The 12,916-nt window shown below is 67.7% G+C and carries 12 protein-coding genes and 2 pseudogenes; 5 read left to right on the plus strand and 9 right to left on the minus strand.

Going from position 1 to position 12,916, the window contains the following annotated elements:
- Positions 1-14: 14 nt before the first annotated feature.
- The 3 genes from AB0J02_RS40800 to AB0J02_RS40810 are packed head-to-tail and all read right to left on the minus strand — an operon-like array spanning position 15 to position 2,273.
- Positions 15-905 (minus strand): SDR family NAD(P)-dependent oxidoreductase, encoded by an 891-nt coding sequence (locus AB0J02_RS40800; protein WP_363198984.1) that lies wholly within the window; start codon positions 903-905, stop codon positions 15-17.
- On the minus strand, positions 902-1,243 hold the full coding sequence (locus AB0J02_RS40805; protein WP_363198985.1) for a cupin domain-containing protein: 342 nt from the start codon (positions 1,241-1,243) through the stop codon (positions 902-904). Before AB0J02_RS40805 ends, AB0J02_RS40800 begins: the two co-directional genes overlap by 4 nt.
- A complete protein-coding gene (locus AB0J02_RS40810) occupies positions 1,233-2,273 on the minus strand; it encodes a phosphotriesterase-related protein (protein WP_363198986.1) in 1,041 nt (346 codons plus the stop codon). The genes AB0J02_RS40805 and AB0J02_RS40810 overlap by 11 nt, the downstream gene beginning before the upstream one ends.
- Before the next feature lie 226 nt (positions 2,274-2,499).
- Here AB0J02_RS40810 and AB0J02_RS40815 point away from each other — a divergent pair, with 226 nt between their 5' ends.
- The 3 genes from AB0J02_RS40815 to AB0J02_RS40825 all read left to right on the plus strand — a co-directional run bounded on the left by AB0J02_RS40815 (position 2,500) and on the right by AB0J02_RS40825 (position 6,099).
- Positions 2,500-3,243, plus strand: coding sequence for an SDR family oxidoreductase (locus AB0J02_RS40815; RefSeq protein WP_363198987.1), 744 nt, complete (start codon positions 2,500-2,502; stop codon positions 3,241-3,243).
- The gene (locus AB0J02_RS40820) at positions 3,240-4,508 is read left to right on the plus strand and encodes an MFS transporter (RefSeq protein WP_363198988.1); all 1,269 of its coding nucleotides are present in this window, start codon (positions 3,240-3,242) and stop codon (positions 4,506-4,508) included. The genes AB0J02_RS40815 and AB0J02_RS40820 overlap by 4 nt, the downstream gene beginning before the upstream one ends.
- 109 nt (positions 4,509-4,617) lie before the next feature.
- On the plus strand, positions 4,618-6,099 hold the full coding sequence (locus AB0J02_RS40825) for an FAD-binding oxidoreductase (RefSeq protein ID WP_363198989.1): 1,482 nt from the start codon (positions 4,618-4,620) through the stop codon (positions 6,097-6,099).
- A 93-nt stretch (positions 6,100-6,192) separates the two neighbouring features.
- Here the strand turns inward: AB0J02_RS40825 and AB0J02_RS40830 are convergent.
- Positions 6,193-6,963, minus strand: a pseudogene (locus tag AB0J02_RS40830) (helix-turn-helix transcriptional regulator); the annotation flags it as partial.
- A gap of 490 nt (positions 6,964-7,453) precedes the next feature.
- Here AB0J02_RS40830 and AB0J02_RS40835 point away from each other — a divergent pair.
- Positions 7,454-7,570 (plus strand): annotated as a pseudogene (locus tag AB0J02_RS40835) (GNAT family N-acetyltransferase); the annotation flags it as partial.
- Between the two features lie 107 nt (positions 7,571-7,677).
- Here the strand turns inward: AB0J02_RS40835 and AB0J02_RS40840 are convergent.
- The 4 genes from AB0J02_RS40840 to AB0J02_RS40855 form a co-directional block, all read right to left on the minus strand.
- Positions 7,678-7,938, minus strand: coding sequence for a hypothetical protein (locus tag AB0J02_RS40840; protein WP_363199023.1), 261 nt, complete (start codon positions 7,936-7,938; stop codon positions 7,678-7,680).
- Positions 7,939-8,191: 253 nt separating this feature from the next.
- Entirely contained in the window at positions 8,192-8,416 is a 225-nt protein-coding gene (locus tag AB0J02_RS40845) for a hypothetical protein (RefSeq protein ID WP_363198990.1), read from the minus strand.
- An 874-nt stretch (positions 8,417-9,290) separates the two neighbouring features.
- Positions 9,291-9,620, minus strand: a complete 330-nt coding sequence (locus AB0J02_RS40850; protein ID WP_363198991.1) for an alpha/beta hydrolase — start codon at positions 9,618-9,620, stop codon at positions 9,291-9,293.
- Between the two features lie 230 nt (positions 9,621-9,850).
- Positions 9,851-10,516, minus strand: a complete 666-nt coding sequence (locus AB0J02_RS40855) for an HNH endonuclease family protein (protein WP_363198992.1) — start codon at positions 10,514-10,516, stop codon at positions 9,851-9,853.
- A gap of 581 nt (positions 10,517-11,097) precedes the next feature.
- Between AB0J02_RS40855 and AB0J02_RS40860 the strand changes: the two genes are divergently transcribed.
- Positions 11,098-12,300, plus strand: coding sequence for an IS110 family transposase (locus AB0J02_RS40860; RefSeq protein ID WP_363199022.1), 1,203 nt, complete (start codon positions 11,098-11,100; stop codon positions 12,298-12,300).
- On the opposite strand, the gene AB0J02_RS40865 is transcribed toward AB0J02_RS40860, so the two are convergent.
- Positions 12,293-12,778 (minus strand): hypothetical protein, encoded by a 486-nt coding sequence (locus AB0J02_RS40865; protein ID WP_363198993.1) that lies wholly within the window; start codon positions 12,776-12,778, stop codon positions 12,293-12,295. The genes AB0J02_RS40860 and AB0J02_RS40865 overlap by 8 nt on opposite strands.
- Positions 12,779-12,916: the final 138 nt, after the last annotated feature.

Here is a 12,916-nt window from a genome sequence, read left to right on the forward strand (position 1 = left end):
CGCTTCCCCGTCGTCTACTGGCTGCCCGGATTCGGCGCCCACCCCAGCCTCGGCGGAACGATGAGCTGGTCGGTGAGCGAGGCGAGCCGCTGCTGGGTTTCGACGGCGTAGGCGAGGCGGTGCGCCTTCTCCCGGCGGCTCTCGTTGTAGTAGTGGCCGCTCGCGCCCCGCGCGCCCTCGTCGATGGCGTGCAGAACGGCCCTGGTCCCGTCCTCCACGGAGGACCAGGGGCGCACCCCCGCTTCGGTGACCATCGCGGTATCCATGTAGTTCGCGGGGTGCACGCAGTTGACCCGGATGCCATCGCACGCGTACTCCTCGGCGATGGTGAACGTGAAGGCCGCGAGCGCGAACTTGCTGCGCGTGTAGGCCTCCATGCCGTCGTAGCCCCGGGTGAACTGGACGTCATCCGGGTCTACAGGGCTCTGCCCGATCGACCCGATGTTGAGCACCTGGGCCGAGGCGGCTGCGCGCAGCGGGGCGCGCAGCGCGCGGGTGAGGAGAACCGGCGCCAAATAGTTGACCGCGAACCGCAGTTCGTAACCGTCACGGCTCACCTCCCGACAGTGCGCGTCCCGCCCCGCGCCCACGCCTGCGTTGTTCACGAGCAGCCCCAGCGAAGGATGCTCGGCTGCCACTCTCCTGCCGAGTTCGGCGGCCTCGCCCAGCGAGGACAGGTCGGCGAGGTAGGGGTAGGCCGTGCCGCCCGCCTCGTGCAGCTCCTTGACGACCGCGTCACACTTGTCGCCATCCCTGCCGTGCACCAAAACGGTCCAGCCGCGGCCGGCGAGGTGCCGTGCGAGGCTCCGGCCGAGGCCGGAGGTTGCCCCTGTGATCAGCGCGGGTGCGCCCGGCTGCGGCTGTCCTTCGCCGTTCTGCTCCGCTCGCCGCTCGTGTCGACTCATGAACTCGGTCCTTCCTCCGGCGCCGTGGGCGTGCGGAGTTCGATGGCAACCATGACGAGGGTCTGGTCGGAAAGGTTGTGGACGTAATGCCGCATGGGCAGGGACTCGCCGCGGTTGTGCACCACCTGGCCCGTCTCCAGCGACACGGACTTGATCAGCTCACCGTTCTCGTCCAGGGATTCACCGTGCGCCCCGGAGAGCACGACGGTCACCCAGGGGTGGCGGTGGGTGTGAGCGGGCCGTTGCTCGCCGGGCGGAACGGTCTCCACCCAACACTTGACCGCGTCGTCATCGATGAGCAGCTCAGCCTCCAGCTCCTGCCAGGGCTCAAGCGGCATCCCGCACCTCCGGACGCGTGTCGGTGGGCTGAGGCGCGGCGATTCGGGAGAGCAGCCGCCGCGGGTTGTCGACAAGGAGGGTATGCACGGCGCCCTCGTCGATGCCGGGCTCGTTGAGGAGCTGCGGCAGTGCACGCTCGAGGAGATGCACATAGCTCCAGCCCGGGTACACGCGTTCTCGCTGCTCGGCCGTCAGGTAGTCGATGTGCACCGGGTGGTCCTGCGAGACGAGCAACTGAGCGATGTGGCCGGCCCGTACGAGTGCGGCGAGGGTGGCGTTGCGCTGCTCATCGGGGGCGAAGGGCGTCATGCCGTACCGGTCATAACCGAGCATGCAGCCAGTGTCCGCGAGGGCACGCAGCCCCTCGAGGTCGGCGGAGTCCCCAGCGTGCGCCACGACTACGGAGCCCGCGGCCACGCCCTCCTTTTCCAGGAGACGTACCAACTCGGTGCCGTTGCCTTCGAAGGGGTCGCAGTGCACGACCACGGGGACACCGGTCTGCCGGTGCACCTCAGCGACGACGGCAGCCATCCGGTGGGCGGCCGCATCGGGCGGGGTGCGCTCACAGGCGAACTTCACCAGTCCCGCCCGCACATCGCTGCCCGCGATGCCCGTGGTGATGTCGCCCAGGAGCAGCTCGATCAGTGGGTCCTCCGACTCGATGGGTGTACCGGGACCGCGGAATCGGGCGAAGAGTGGGATGCCGTCAACGCTGTAGACGCCGGTGGCCACAACGATGTGCACCGGCGTCTGCTCGGCGACCGCACGCACCAGACCTACGTCACGGCCCTGGCCGAGCACCGTCATGTCCACCAGGGTCCGCACCCCGGCCGCGTACGCCCGTTCCAGCTGACGCACCGCCTCACGCACTCCGGCTTCGCGGTCCCACAGGTGCGGGAAGTTCGACTGGAACTCGGAACTCAGCACGAAGAGATGCTCATGCGCGAGTGTGATACCCAGTTCCGCCGCGGCAACCGGGCCACAGACCGTTGGTATCTGATCGTGCGGGAGTGGACTTTCCGTAGTCACAAAGAACCGCCTCGGAATATCAGCCGTTGCGCCAGGCCGACTGGTGGACCTGACGACACCCCATGGTGGCGCGGCCGCGAGGACCTAACCAGGTGCTGTTCCAACTAGCATGATTCCTCGTCTCCCTGCCCTTCCCGCGAGCTGACAGCGTCTTTCCCGGCCGGGTCCTCAGCCTCACCTTCGTCCTGGCCGACAGCACTCATTCGCTCATGACCAGGAGACGACCTTGTCCATTTCCCCCATTTCCCCCGCTTCCCCCGCCTCGTTGTCCGGCACCCGCATCGTGGTGATCGGTGGTTCTTCCGGTATCGGCAAGGCGGTTGCCCGTCAGGCCGCGGCCGTCGGCGCGCAGGTCGTCGTCGGCTCCCGCTCACAGGACAAGCTGGAGCAGACCGCCAAGGAGATCGAGGGCATCACCACCGGCGTCGTGGATGTGACCGACGAGGACAGCGTTCGATCCTTTTTCGCCGGCATCGGCTCCCTTGACCACCTCGTCGTCTGCCCCGGTGACATGGCCGTCGGCTCCGTCTACGACGTTTCCCTCGATTCCGTGCGGGCCGCTCTCGACACCAAAATCGTCGGCCAGCTCCTGAGCGTCCGGCACGCAGGGAAGAAGATCTCGGAACAGGGCTCGATCGTGCTGATCGCCGGTGCGGCGGGCTTCAAGTCATACGCCGACATGAGCGCAACAGCCGCGGCCAACGCGGGCATCGGCGGCATGGGACGCTCGCTCGCCGTCGAACTCGCGCCGGTGCGCGTCAACGTCGTTGTCGGCGGTCTGATCGACACCCCGCTGTGGTCCTTCCTGCCCGACGATGCCCGCGCGGGCCTCTTCGAGCAGACCGCGCAGGGCACGCCCGTAAGGCGCGTCGGGCAGCCTGACGATGTCGCAGCATCGGTGCTCCACCTGCTGCAGAACACCTTCGTAACCGGTGCGGTGCTGCACGTCGATGGCGGCGGCACGCTGTGAGCAAGGCGGCACGTGGCGGTGCGACGGGACTTGCGGGACCCGTCGCACCGCCACGGCCGCAAGCAGGCCGGCTCACCGTCCTGCTGCTCGCGGCCGCCTGCGGACTGTGCGTGGCCAACCTCTACTACTTACAGCCGATCCTGCCCGAGCTCGCGGCGTCCCTGCACCGGGCGCCCGGCTCGCTCACCTCGTGCGTCTCCGCCACTCAGGCCGGCTACGCGCTCGGGCTGTTCGCTCTGGTGCCGCTGGGCGACGCCGTCGACCGCCGACGGCTGCTCACCTTCCTGGTGACCACGGCGGCCACGGTGCTTGCGGTGATCCCGTGGGCCGACGACGCGCTTCTCGGCTGGCTCTTTTTCCTGCTGGGCCTGGTAAGCGTCGCCGCCATGGTGATCGTTCCGCAGGCCGCGGGCATGGCGCCACCCGAGCGACGCGGCCAGGTGGTGGGCACCGTCATGACCGGGGTCATCCTCGGCGCGCTGCTGTGCCGGACCTTCGCCGGGGTGGTCGCGGACCTCGTCGACTGGCGAGCCGTGTTCTGGGGCGCCGCGGTCATGATGCTTGCAGTCTGCGCGCTGCTGCGCCGCATCCTGCCCGCACAGCCTGCCCGGGCACCGCTGACGGCACGCACGTACGCCCGGCTCATCGGCTCGCTGTTCGCCCTCGTGCGCGCCCAGCCGGTGATCGTGGAGCGCTGCCTGTACGGCGCCCTGGGCTTCGCGGCGTTCACCGTGCTGTGGACCGCCGTGCCACTCCGGCTGATCCAAGCCCCCTACGATTACGGCTCCGCGGCCATCGGCGCGACGGGGCTGCTCGGCGCGGGAGGCGCACTCGGCGCCAATCTCGCGGGCAGGTTCGCCGACCGGGGGCGCCAGCGAGCCGTCAGCGCAGCCGCTTTCGCGCTCATCGCCGTGTCCTTCGCCGTGGTGGCGGCCCTGTCGTCCTCGCTGCTCGTGCTCGGCACGGCGATCGTCCTCATCGATTTCGCGGTCCAGGCCTCGCACATCTCCAACCAGACAGCGGTCTTCGGACAGGTCGGTGACGAAATGCGCAGCCGTGTCACGACCGTCTACATGACCTGCTACTTCCTGGGCGGTGCGGCGGGCTCCGCGCTGACGGGGCCACTTTGGGCGCATGGCGGCTGGCCGGCGACATCCCTGCTCGGCTGCCTGGCGGGTGGCTGCGCCCTGCTCCTGCTCCTCGGCTACGCGGCCGTGCGCCGCACCGTGACCTCACGAAAGGCGGCTGCGGCCACCGATGCCTGACATATCTGGGCCCGGCGTGTCCGTTGCCGGCGCGTCTTCCTCCGACACTCCCGATTCCGACGCGGTCGCTCCCGGCGCACACGCGACGCCACCGATTCCTACGCTGAGCGTGCCCGCAATCACCCGCACCGATCATCGCTATCTCTCGCTGACCACGCGCTCGCGCAACACGCGCTTCGCCGGTCGTCCGGACCGCGTATACGTGCCGGGTACGGCAGAGGACGTGCGCCAAGCGGTCACCGCCGCTGTCCGCGCCGGATCTCGGCTCGCAGTCCGCGGTGGCGGCCATGGCCTGGAGGGCCTGGTGGACGATCCGGCAGTGCGTACGCTGCTCGACCTGTCCGATCTGAACGACGTGACGTACGACCCGGGGCGGCGGGCCTTCGGCATCGGCGCGGGGGCGCTGCTCGGCTCCGTCTACCGCTCGCTGTACCTGAACTGGGGTGTCACCGTGCCCGGTGGCACCTGCCCGTCGGTCGGGCTCGGCGGCTATGTCCAGGGCGGCGGCTTCGGCGCGCTGTGTCGGCGACACGGGCTGATCGTCGATCACCTGGAGGCGGTGGAGGTGGTGGTCGCCGACGGTGCGGGTGAAGCCCGCACGGTGGTGGCCTCACGGGATCCGGCCGACCCCCACCACGCTCTGTGGTGGGCGCACACCGGTGCCGGCGGCGGCAACTTCGGTGTGGTCACGCGGTATTGGTTCCGGTCGCCTCAGGCCGTGACGGACGCGCCGCAGGACCTACTGCCCAGGCCTCCGGAAACGGTCCTCTTCGCCACCGCCGAATGGCCCTGGGAGTCGCTGGGCGAACAGGACTTCGCGCAGCTCGTCCGCAATCACGGCCGCTGGCACCGCCAGGAGGACAGCACGGATCCGGCGTACGAGAGCTTGTACAGCGCGCTCTACCTCAACCAGCGCGCGGTGGGCCGGATCACTCTCAGCGCCCAGCTGGACAGTTCGGAGCCCGGTGCGCGCGGGCGACTCGAGGACTACATCGCGGCGGTCGGCAGCGGTGTGCGGACCCCGTGCCGGGTCACCTACATCGCAATGCCGTGGCTACGGGCCACCCAGCGGGACGTGGAGAACCGCGGGGAGTTGACGCGCTCCAAGAGCAAGGGTGCCTATCTGCGCCGGCCCTATTCCGACGCGGAGACGGGGCTGTTGTTCCGGTACCTTTCCGATCCCGGCTATGACGGTCACACGACCGTGGTGCTGTTCTCGTACGGCAGGCAGGTCAACGCCGTGGACCCGGCGGCGACCGTCGTCGCCCAGCGAGATTCGGTCCTCAAGAGCTACCTCGGGACGTACTGGACGGACCCCGACGACGACGAGCGCCACATCCGGCGACTCCGCGAGCTCTACCGGGATTTGTACGCGGAGACAGGTGGTGTACCCGTCTCCGACGCCCACACCGACGGGTCGTACATCAACTATCCGGACGTGGATCTGGCCGATCCACGGTGGAACAGCTCAGGAGTTCCTTGGCACGCGCTGTACTTCAAAGGGAACTACTCCCGGCTCCAGCGGATCAAGGCTGTCTGGGATCCGCAGCAAGTCTTCCGTCACGCTCTGTCGGTACGGGCGTCCGACTGAGCCCCCGGCCGACCGCAGTCGTATTCTGATCCGCTCCTCGACCAGATCTCGGAAGCGGGCCAGCAGGCGGCCGTCCAGGACGGGCTGGTAGACGACAAGAGTCGCGTCAGCGCCAGCGAGCCGCAACTTCACATAGCCGAGTTCGATCCGGCCGAGGGTCGGATGGTCGAAGCAGCGTACCGAGGGGACGGGCGGCGCGAGATCAAGCCGCTCCCACAGTTCCCGGAATTCCGGGAACTCCCCCTGCAGGTCGTCGATCAGTTTCGCATATGCGGGATGGGTGAGTCGATCGGCGGCCTGAGCGCGGAACAATGCGACGGCCTCGAGGGCATCCTGCTCCCAGTCTGGATGCATTTCCCTGGCCCGTTTGTCGAACGTCATCACAAGACTGTTGCGTCGACACTGCTCCAGCGATTCAAAATACGGAAACAGTGCACAGAATCCTAGATTCCAGGCCAGCACGTCGAAGCGATGATTGACGATAAAGGCGGGGAGCGGATCCTGGAACTCAAGGAATGTCAAATACTGCTCAGGGATATCTTCCCGAGAACACGGCGCCGGTACCGCGGGTATCAGTTCACCGGCAAGACGGAAAAGATGCCCGGTTTCAGTCGTATCGAGTCGAAGGGCTCGCGCGAGGCCGTTGAGGACCTGGCTCGACACCCTGATCTTCCGGGCCTGTTCGAGCCACGTGTACCAGGTCACACTCACGCCCGCGAGTTGAGCGAGCTCCTCTCTGCGTAAGCCCGGGGTACGGCGACGCCCATATGAATTCTTGATGCCAACGACGTCCGGCGTGAGCCGTTCTCGCCGATTCCTAAGGAATGCGGCGAGTTCTTTTCGTTGCTGCTCAGTGATTGCCATGCTGCGCTCCCCCTAGCATCATGAACCCACCGGACCGTGGTAGGCCTGATCAAATATACAGTCGCCACCTACGCGCACGCACCGAGGGAAACAATCATACGACCCAGCGAAACATACGACCTTTAGCGAAACCTTTTCTGAAGTTTTGCCCAACCCTTACTGAAAGCTTCACTTTTCTGCTCGGGACGCCTAGGGTTATAGCGGAGCCCACCACGGATGCTCAGAATGTGAGATGAGATTTTACGGAAAGAAATATTCCGGGGTGGTGGACGCAGATCAACGCGACGGGAGAAGAGGCTGACGAGTCGAGTTGTATACGGACCCGTGCACTCCCCCAGCGGATTTGAGGCTTGGGTGACGCGGCTCACCCAGGAGATGGCTCCGAATCCGCCGGCGGGGGCTGACCAGATCAGTCGGAGGTATCGATGGATCGTCGAGCACGACCAAATACTCGGCGGAATAGCCTCGCGGTTCGGGGCTCAACGATTATGTGCGGCAGTTCGGCCACATCGGACATGGCATCCGGCCGTCCGCGCGGCGCCGTGGGCCGGCCACCTGGGCACTGGGCCTGACGCTCGATGAGGCACGGACACTCGGCTTGGACCGGGCGCTACTCGTCTGTGCAGTCGACAATGTCGCCTCGGTGAAGACGATGGAGCGGCACGGCGGCGTCTTCGAGGGAATTCGGGACACCGAGCACGGCCCGGTACGGCGCTACTGGATCACACTGAGGCTCTTCCAACCTGACGCGGACGGGTGCGAGTTGGACGGGTCTGCAGAACGGCGAAGCTCCTGGCAGACGAGTTGTCGACCAAGATCAACCGTCGTTCCGGCCCCGGCGGCGTACTCCCACCAGGAACGGGCGCCGTCGCTGGTCTCGGTGAGCTGCAGCAGGCAAGCCAGGACGAGAGCGCTGCGCGGCTGGGGGACCTGTTCGGTGACGAAGTCCGCGACCGCGGAGGCGGAAGTGTGCACGACCTGCGCTTCGCACAGGGACCGCAGGTCCTCGGCGGCCTCGTTGAAGCGCTGCTGCGTGCCAGGGGGCCGCTGCCACGGGTGTGGTCCGTCTGGGAGAGAGGGATGACGTCGCGCGGCACGCTGCGATCGCGCACGAGCAGGGCCCTGGACAGCAACTCTTCAATCACGGGGGTGCACTGGGATCGGTCACCCGTGGCGGCTCGGCCCGCGGTGGCGGCCGCTCACGACGACGTCGGCCCCCTGTCGGCGACTACTCCTCCCCCAGCAGCGGGGCAAGAGGGTCCTGGGTGAGCGGGACCGGCGCCGCCAGGGCCTCGTCGTAGGACGGGCGTGGGAAGACGTAGGGGCCCAGGGGCAGTTCGCCCCACTCCGGTCGGCAGGGCTGGTGGAAGCCGGACCAGACGACCTCCGTCGCCGTGGCGCGGACATTGGCGAGCAGGGGCCAGCAGGCGTCGATCCCGCAGGAGCAGCCCATCAGGCACAAGGCCCCGGTGTTGCGGTGACGGAGTTCCGGCGGGGCGTCGCCCAGGAAATGGGCCCGGGCTCGGGCGCCATCGGGGTCGTCGTCCCAGGTGCAGCGGGGCGTGCTGGCCCAGCAGGAACTCCTCGCGCTCCTGCGGGGTGTCGTCGTCCTCGACGAGTTCCCGATTCCACAGTTCGCGCGTTGCCTCCGCGACCAGGACTCGCAGGTCGGTGCCGTCGATCCGGATGCCCCAGGCCGTCAGGTGCGGGTAGCCGGGGTGGGGGTGGCGCAGGAACTCCACCCGGTGCGTGACGATCGGCAGACTCATGCGCCCCATCCTGCGGCGCCCACACGGCCAACTCCACCGAGTACCGCCGCAACAACGGCACCGGCTGGGCCGACCAACAGACCCAGGCATCCCCTGACGGATGCGCTGGATCGATCGCTGACCCAACCGCCACCGACTCCTGACCGGCCTATCCGGATGGGTATGTACGTGAGTGAGAGGACTTCACGCCCCTTCCCGTCCACACCGAAGTACCGGGGAGTGAGTTCCTCTACACCCCTGCCCCCGGCCTCAAGCAGCCTCAGCACATCACTCGCGAACTCCGTACGGGCGGGGGTGGGACGGAGCACGTCCTCGGCGCCGGCCGGCGCGGGGAGCCGTCCGAAGTCTGCGGACGCGGCGTCGGCCGCGAACCCGCACGGGTCTTCCGCCGCTTCGGCGGAAGACCCGGCAACCCCCGGCATGCTGAGACCCCCGGTGCCTGGTGGGGGCGACCGGTGTCGGCCATCGTTCGTTCGACGGCTTCGTACCACCCGGCGTTCGTACGACTCGCCATTCGACGGGAGTCCTTGAGCGGACGGACAACTGTGCGCGGCCGCCTCAGGACTGGTTCGGAAGCAACTCGGTGATCGCGCGGGTGAACTGCGCCGGCCGCTCGATGTGGCCGAAGTGGCCGCTGTGTTCGAGCACGGTCAACCGGGCCCCGGGAATGCCGTCCCGCAGCAGCACGGCCCAGCGCGGGCCGCAGATGAAATCGTGCCGACCCGCGATCACCACGGTCGGCGCGGTGATCTCGCCGAGTCGGTCGCGGACGTCGAAGGGGACCGAGGCCAGGGCTTGATCAAGTTCCGTTGAGGTCGGGCTTGTAGGTGATGCCCAGGATGGGGAGGGCTCGTTCGGGTTGGTCGCGGATGGGTCGACCTCTGGCATGTACCTGACTTTAGCCAACTGTGCGCCCCGGGCAAGAAGTTACGAACCGATTCGGTCGTCAGTCCGCACCTGCATGGCCGGGCCCCGACATGGGATGGCGATTCGCCATTCAGCAGAGCACCCCGGGGCGCCGGCAGATTTCACTGCATCTCGCTCAGGTTTTCAGGCGCGTGCTGACGCGACCGGGACCTCTATGCGTGAAGCCGAGTCGGTGTGGGTGCGCTTGAGGTCTATCCGGTAGGAGCCTTCGGCGCTTGGCTCGCAGATCCGATGAGTCCGATCTCCACGCACGGTCGGTTCCGGGACCCACGCAGCACGACTTCCTCGAGTCTGTCCTCGTGTGCTGTCCTCGTGTGCTGTCCTCGCTGCGAGAAGGTCGCGCGCGTCGGGACAGCACCAGACCCGGCCGGAGTGCAGGACCAAGGGCGCTCACCCGGAGTCCGGGGGCGGGCACCCCCGCGCACGTCTGACCAGGTACGGGTCCCCGGCCACAGGGCTGGCTCGTAAGCGACGGTGGTGGCGGGGCACTGCGTGGCGAGCGTCTGCAGGGTCTGTTGTTCGGCGTCGTCGGCGGTCAGGTCCCAGCGGAGTTTGGTGGCGACCCAGGTCGGGGCGTAGGCGCAGTGGTAGGAGGTGTTCGCGGGCAGCCTCTGGGCCGGGTCTTTGTCGCTCTTGGACCGGTTGGAGGCGTCCGAGACCGCGATCAGTGTGTCGGGGCTGTCCTGGTCGTTGGCGTAGGCCTCGCGCCGTGCGGCGCTCCACAGTGTCTGTTCGGAGTCGAAGACCTCGGCAAGCGGGACGAAATGGTCGACTTCGAGCCGGGCGGCATCGGTGACCTGCAGGCCGTCGTAGGCGCTGCGCCAGGATCCGCCCGCCAGCTTGCAGCCCGCGGCCACCTCCGGGACCTCGATGGCTTCGGACAGGATGACTTCCTTGCGGTTGTCGCATCCGTCCCCGGTAGTCAGGCCGCGGTTCCAGTGCTGTACAAGTCCCGCTGGTAGCCCGCCCGGTGCTCGGCAGCGACCGGGAGCCGGCCGACCGCCTCCGCCAGCGGCAGCACAGCCCGGGCGCCGGATGCGCCGGCACTCAGCACTGGGCTACCGCACCCCCATCGAGTACGAACTACTCTCGAACAACGACACCATCCCGGCTGCCAGTTAGTCACCGAACCTGGAGCCCAAATGGTGGGGCAGGTCAACCTGTCACCCAACCCTGCATCAGACCCGACTATCACAGTTACCTTTTTCGTGGCTCCGCAATGGGGCTACCGGCCTTCGGGTCCGGCATGACTTCCCCCCTTGTTGAGGTTGATGATCCGGGGGGTGGTGTCACCGGGCCCGAAGGCATCGACGGACCGCTGATGAGGGGCTTGAGCATCGGCTTCACCCGAGCCGGAAGAGCTCTCCGTAACGTGGGTGTGGCAGCTCGATGCCGAGGCAAGGCCGGACGAAAGCGTGAGCGGAGGGGCCTGCACGTGATCGACACCGGCGACATTGACGTCTTCCTCGGCCTGGACGTCGGCAAGGGCGAACACCACGCCACCGCCGTCACCCCGGCGGGGAAGAAAGCCTTCGACAAACGCCTGCCCAACACCGAACCCAAACTCCGCGAACTGTTCGCCAAGCTGCAGGCCAAGCACGGAACGGTGCTGGTCGTGGTCGACCAGCCGGCCTCGATCGGCGCCCTGCCGCTGGCCGTCGCGCGGGACTTGGGCTGCCCCATCGCCTACTTACCGGGCCTGACGATGCGTCGGATCGCCGACCTCTACCCGGGCGAGGCGAAAACTGATGCGAGGGACGCGTTCATCATCGCGGACGCCGCCCGCGCGATGCCCCACACGCTGCGGGCCATCGACGGCGAGGACGAGACGATCGCCGAGCTGGAGATGATCGCCGGCTTCGACGACGACCTGGCCGGCGAAGCGACCCGCGTCGCGAACCGGCTGCACGGCCTGCTGACCCAGATCCATCCGTCGCTGGAGCGAGTACTCGGCCCGCGGTTGCAACACCCCGCCGTGCTCGCCCTGTTGGAACGGTTCGGATCGCCGTCCCAGATCCGCAAGGCCGGACGACGACGCCTGGTCACGCTGCTGCGGCCGAAGGCGCCGAGGATGGCCGAGCGGCTGGTCGAGGACATCTTCGCCGCCCTGGGCGAGCAGACCGTCACCGTTCCCGGCACCGAGGCGGCCGCTTTGATCGTCCCGAGCCTGGCCGGATCGCTGACCGCTGTCCTGGATCAGCGCAAGCTGCTGGCCACACGGATCGAGGACCTGTCGGAGGCCCACCCTCTTTCGAAGGTCCTGAGGTCGATGCCGGGCATCGGCGTCAGGACCGGAGCCCGCATCCTGATCGAGGTCGGTGACGGCAGCACCTTCCCGACCGCAGGCCACCTCGCCGCCTACGCAGGACTCGCGCCTGCGACCCGCAGTTCTGGGTCCTCGATCCGCGGTGAACAACCATCCCGGCGGGGAAACAAGCAGCTCAAGCGGGCGTTCTTCCTCTCCGCGTTCGCGGCCCTGGGCGACCCGGAGTCGCGGACCTACCACGACAAGAAGATCGCCCAAGGGAAGCACCACACCCAGGCCCTGCTTTGCCTCGCCAGACGCCGAGCCGACGTGCTCTACGCGATGCTCCGCGACGGAACCTTCTACGAATCCCGGCCGACGGCCGCGGTCACCTGACCAACGGCTCCGCGAGGAGGACAACTCGATCAGTCTCGACATCGAACCCGAGCACCGGATGCCCAGGGTCGCTCTCCGGATCCATCAGCACCGGCTTGCCCAAGTGCCGCCCAATCTCACGGAGGAAGCCGCAGAAAACATCCAGACGCTCCTGGCCCTGCAACTCCCGCAGATTGACGTCGAAGTCGATCTCATCGTCGGCATAGAACCGGAAAATCGCCAGCACACCGGCAACCGGCCAGACCTGCAGGTTCGGGCACTCGGCATCCGCAGGACGGGCCGGCACGACCTCCGCACGAGGCACCGGAAGCACCGCCTCGCCCTCGGAATACTGGCACTTCCAGCCCCGCTCAACGACAAGATCCAGGACCGACTGCCAGTCCTCCACCGAGGCCCCTGGAACACGCACATCCGGCAGTGACCCCATCAAGTCCGGATCGAAGAAGCAGCTCACGTCGTCCCACAGCAGATCAGCCATGCCGCCATGCTGCCCGCCTACCCGAACCAACGCAGCCCCGTTTCCCTTGACCAAAGAGATAGGGGCACCCCCCCGGGCCGCCCACGCTGAAGCTCGGTAGCGGTCTCGCGCCGCACGGCGGTCACCAGCCTGCCGAAG

Origin of the sequence: Streptomyces sp. NPDC050264, assembly GCF_040655895.1 — a bacterium.
Classification (GTDB): Bacteria; Actinomycetota; Actinomycetes; order Streptomycetales; family Streptomycetaceae; genus Streptomyces.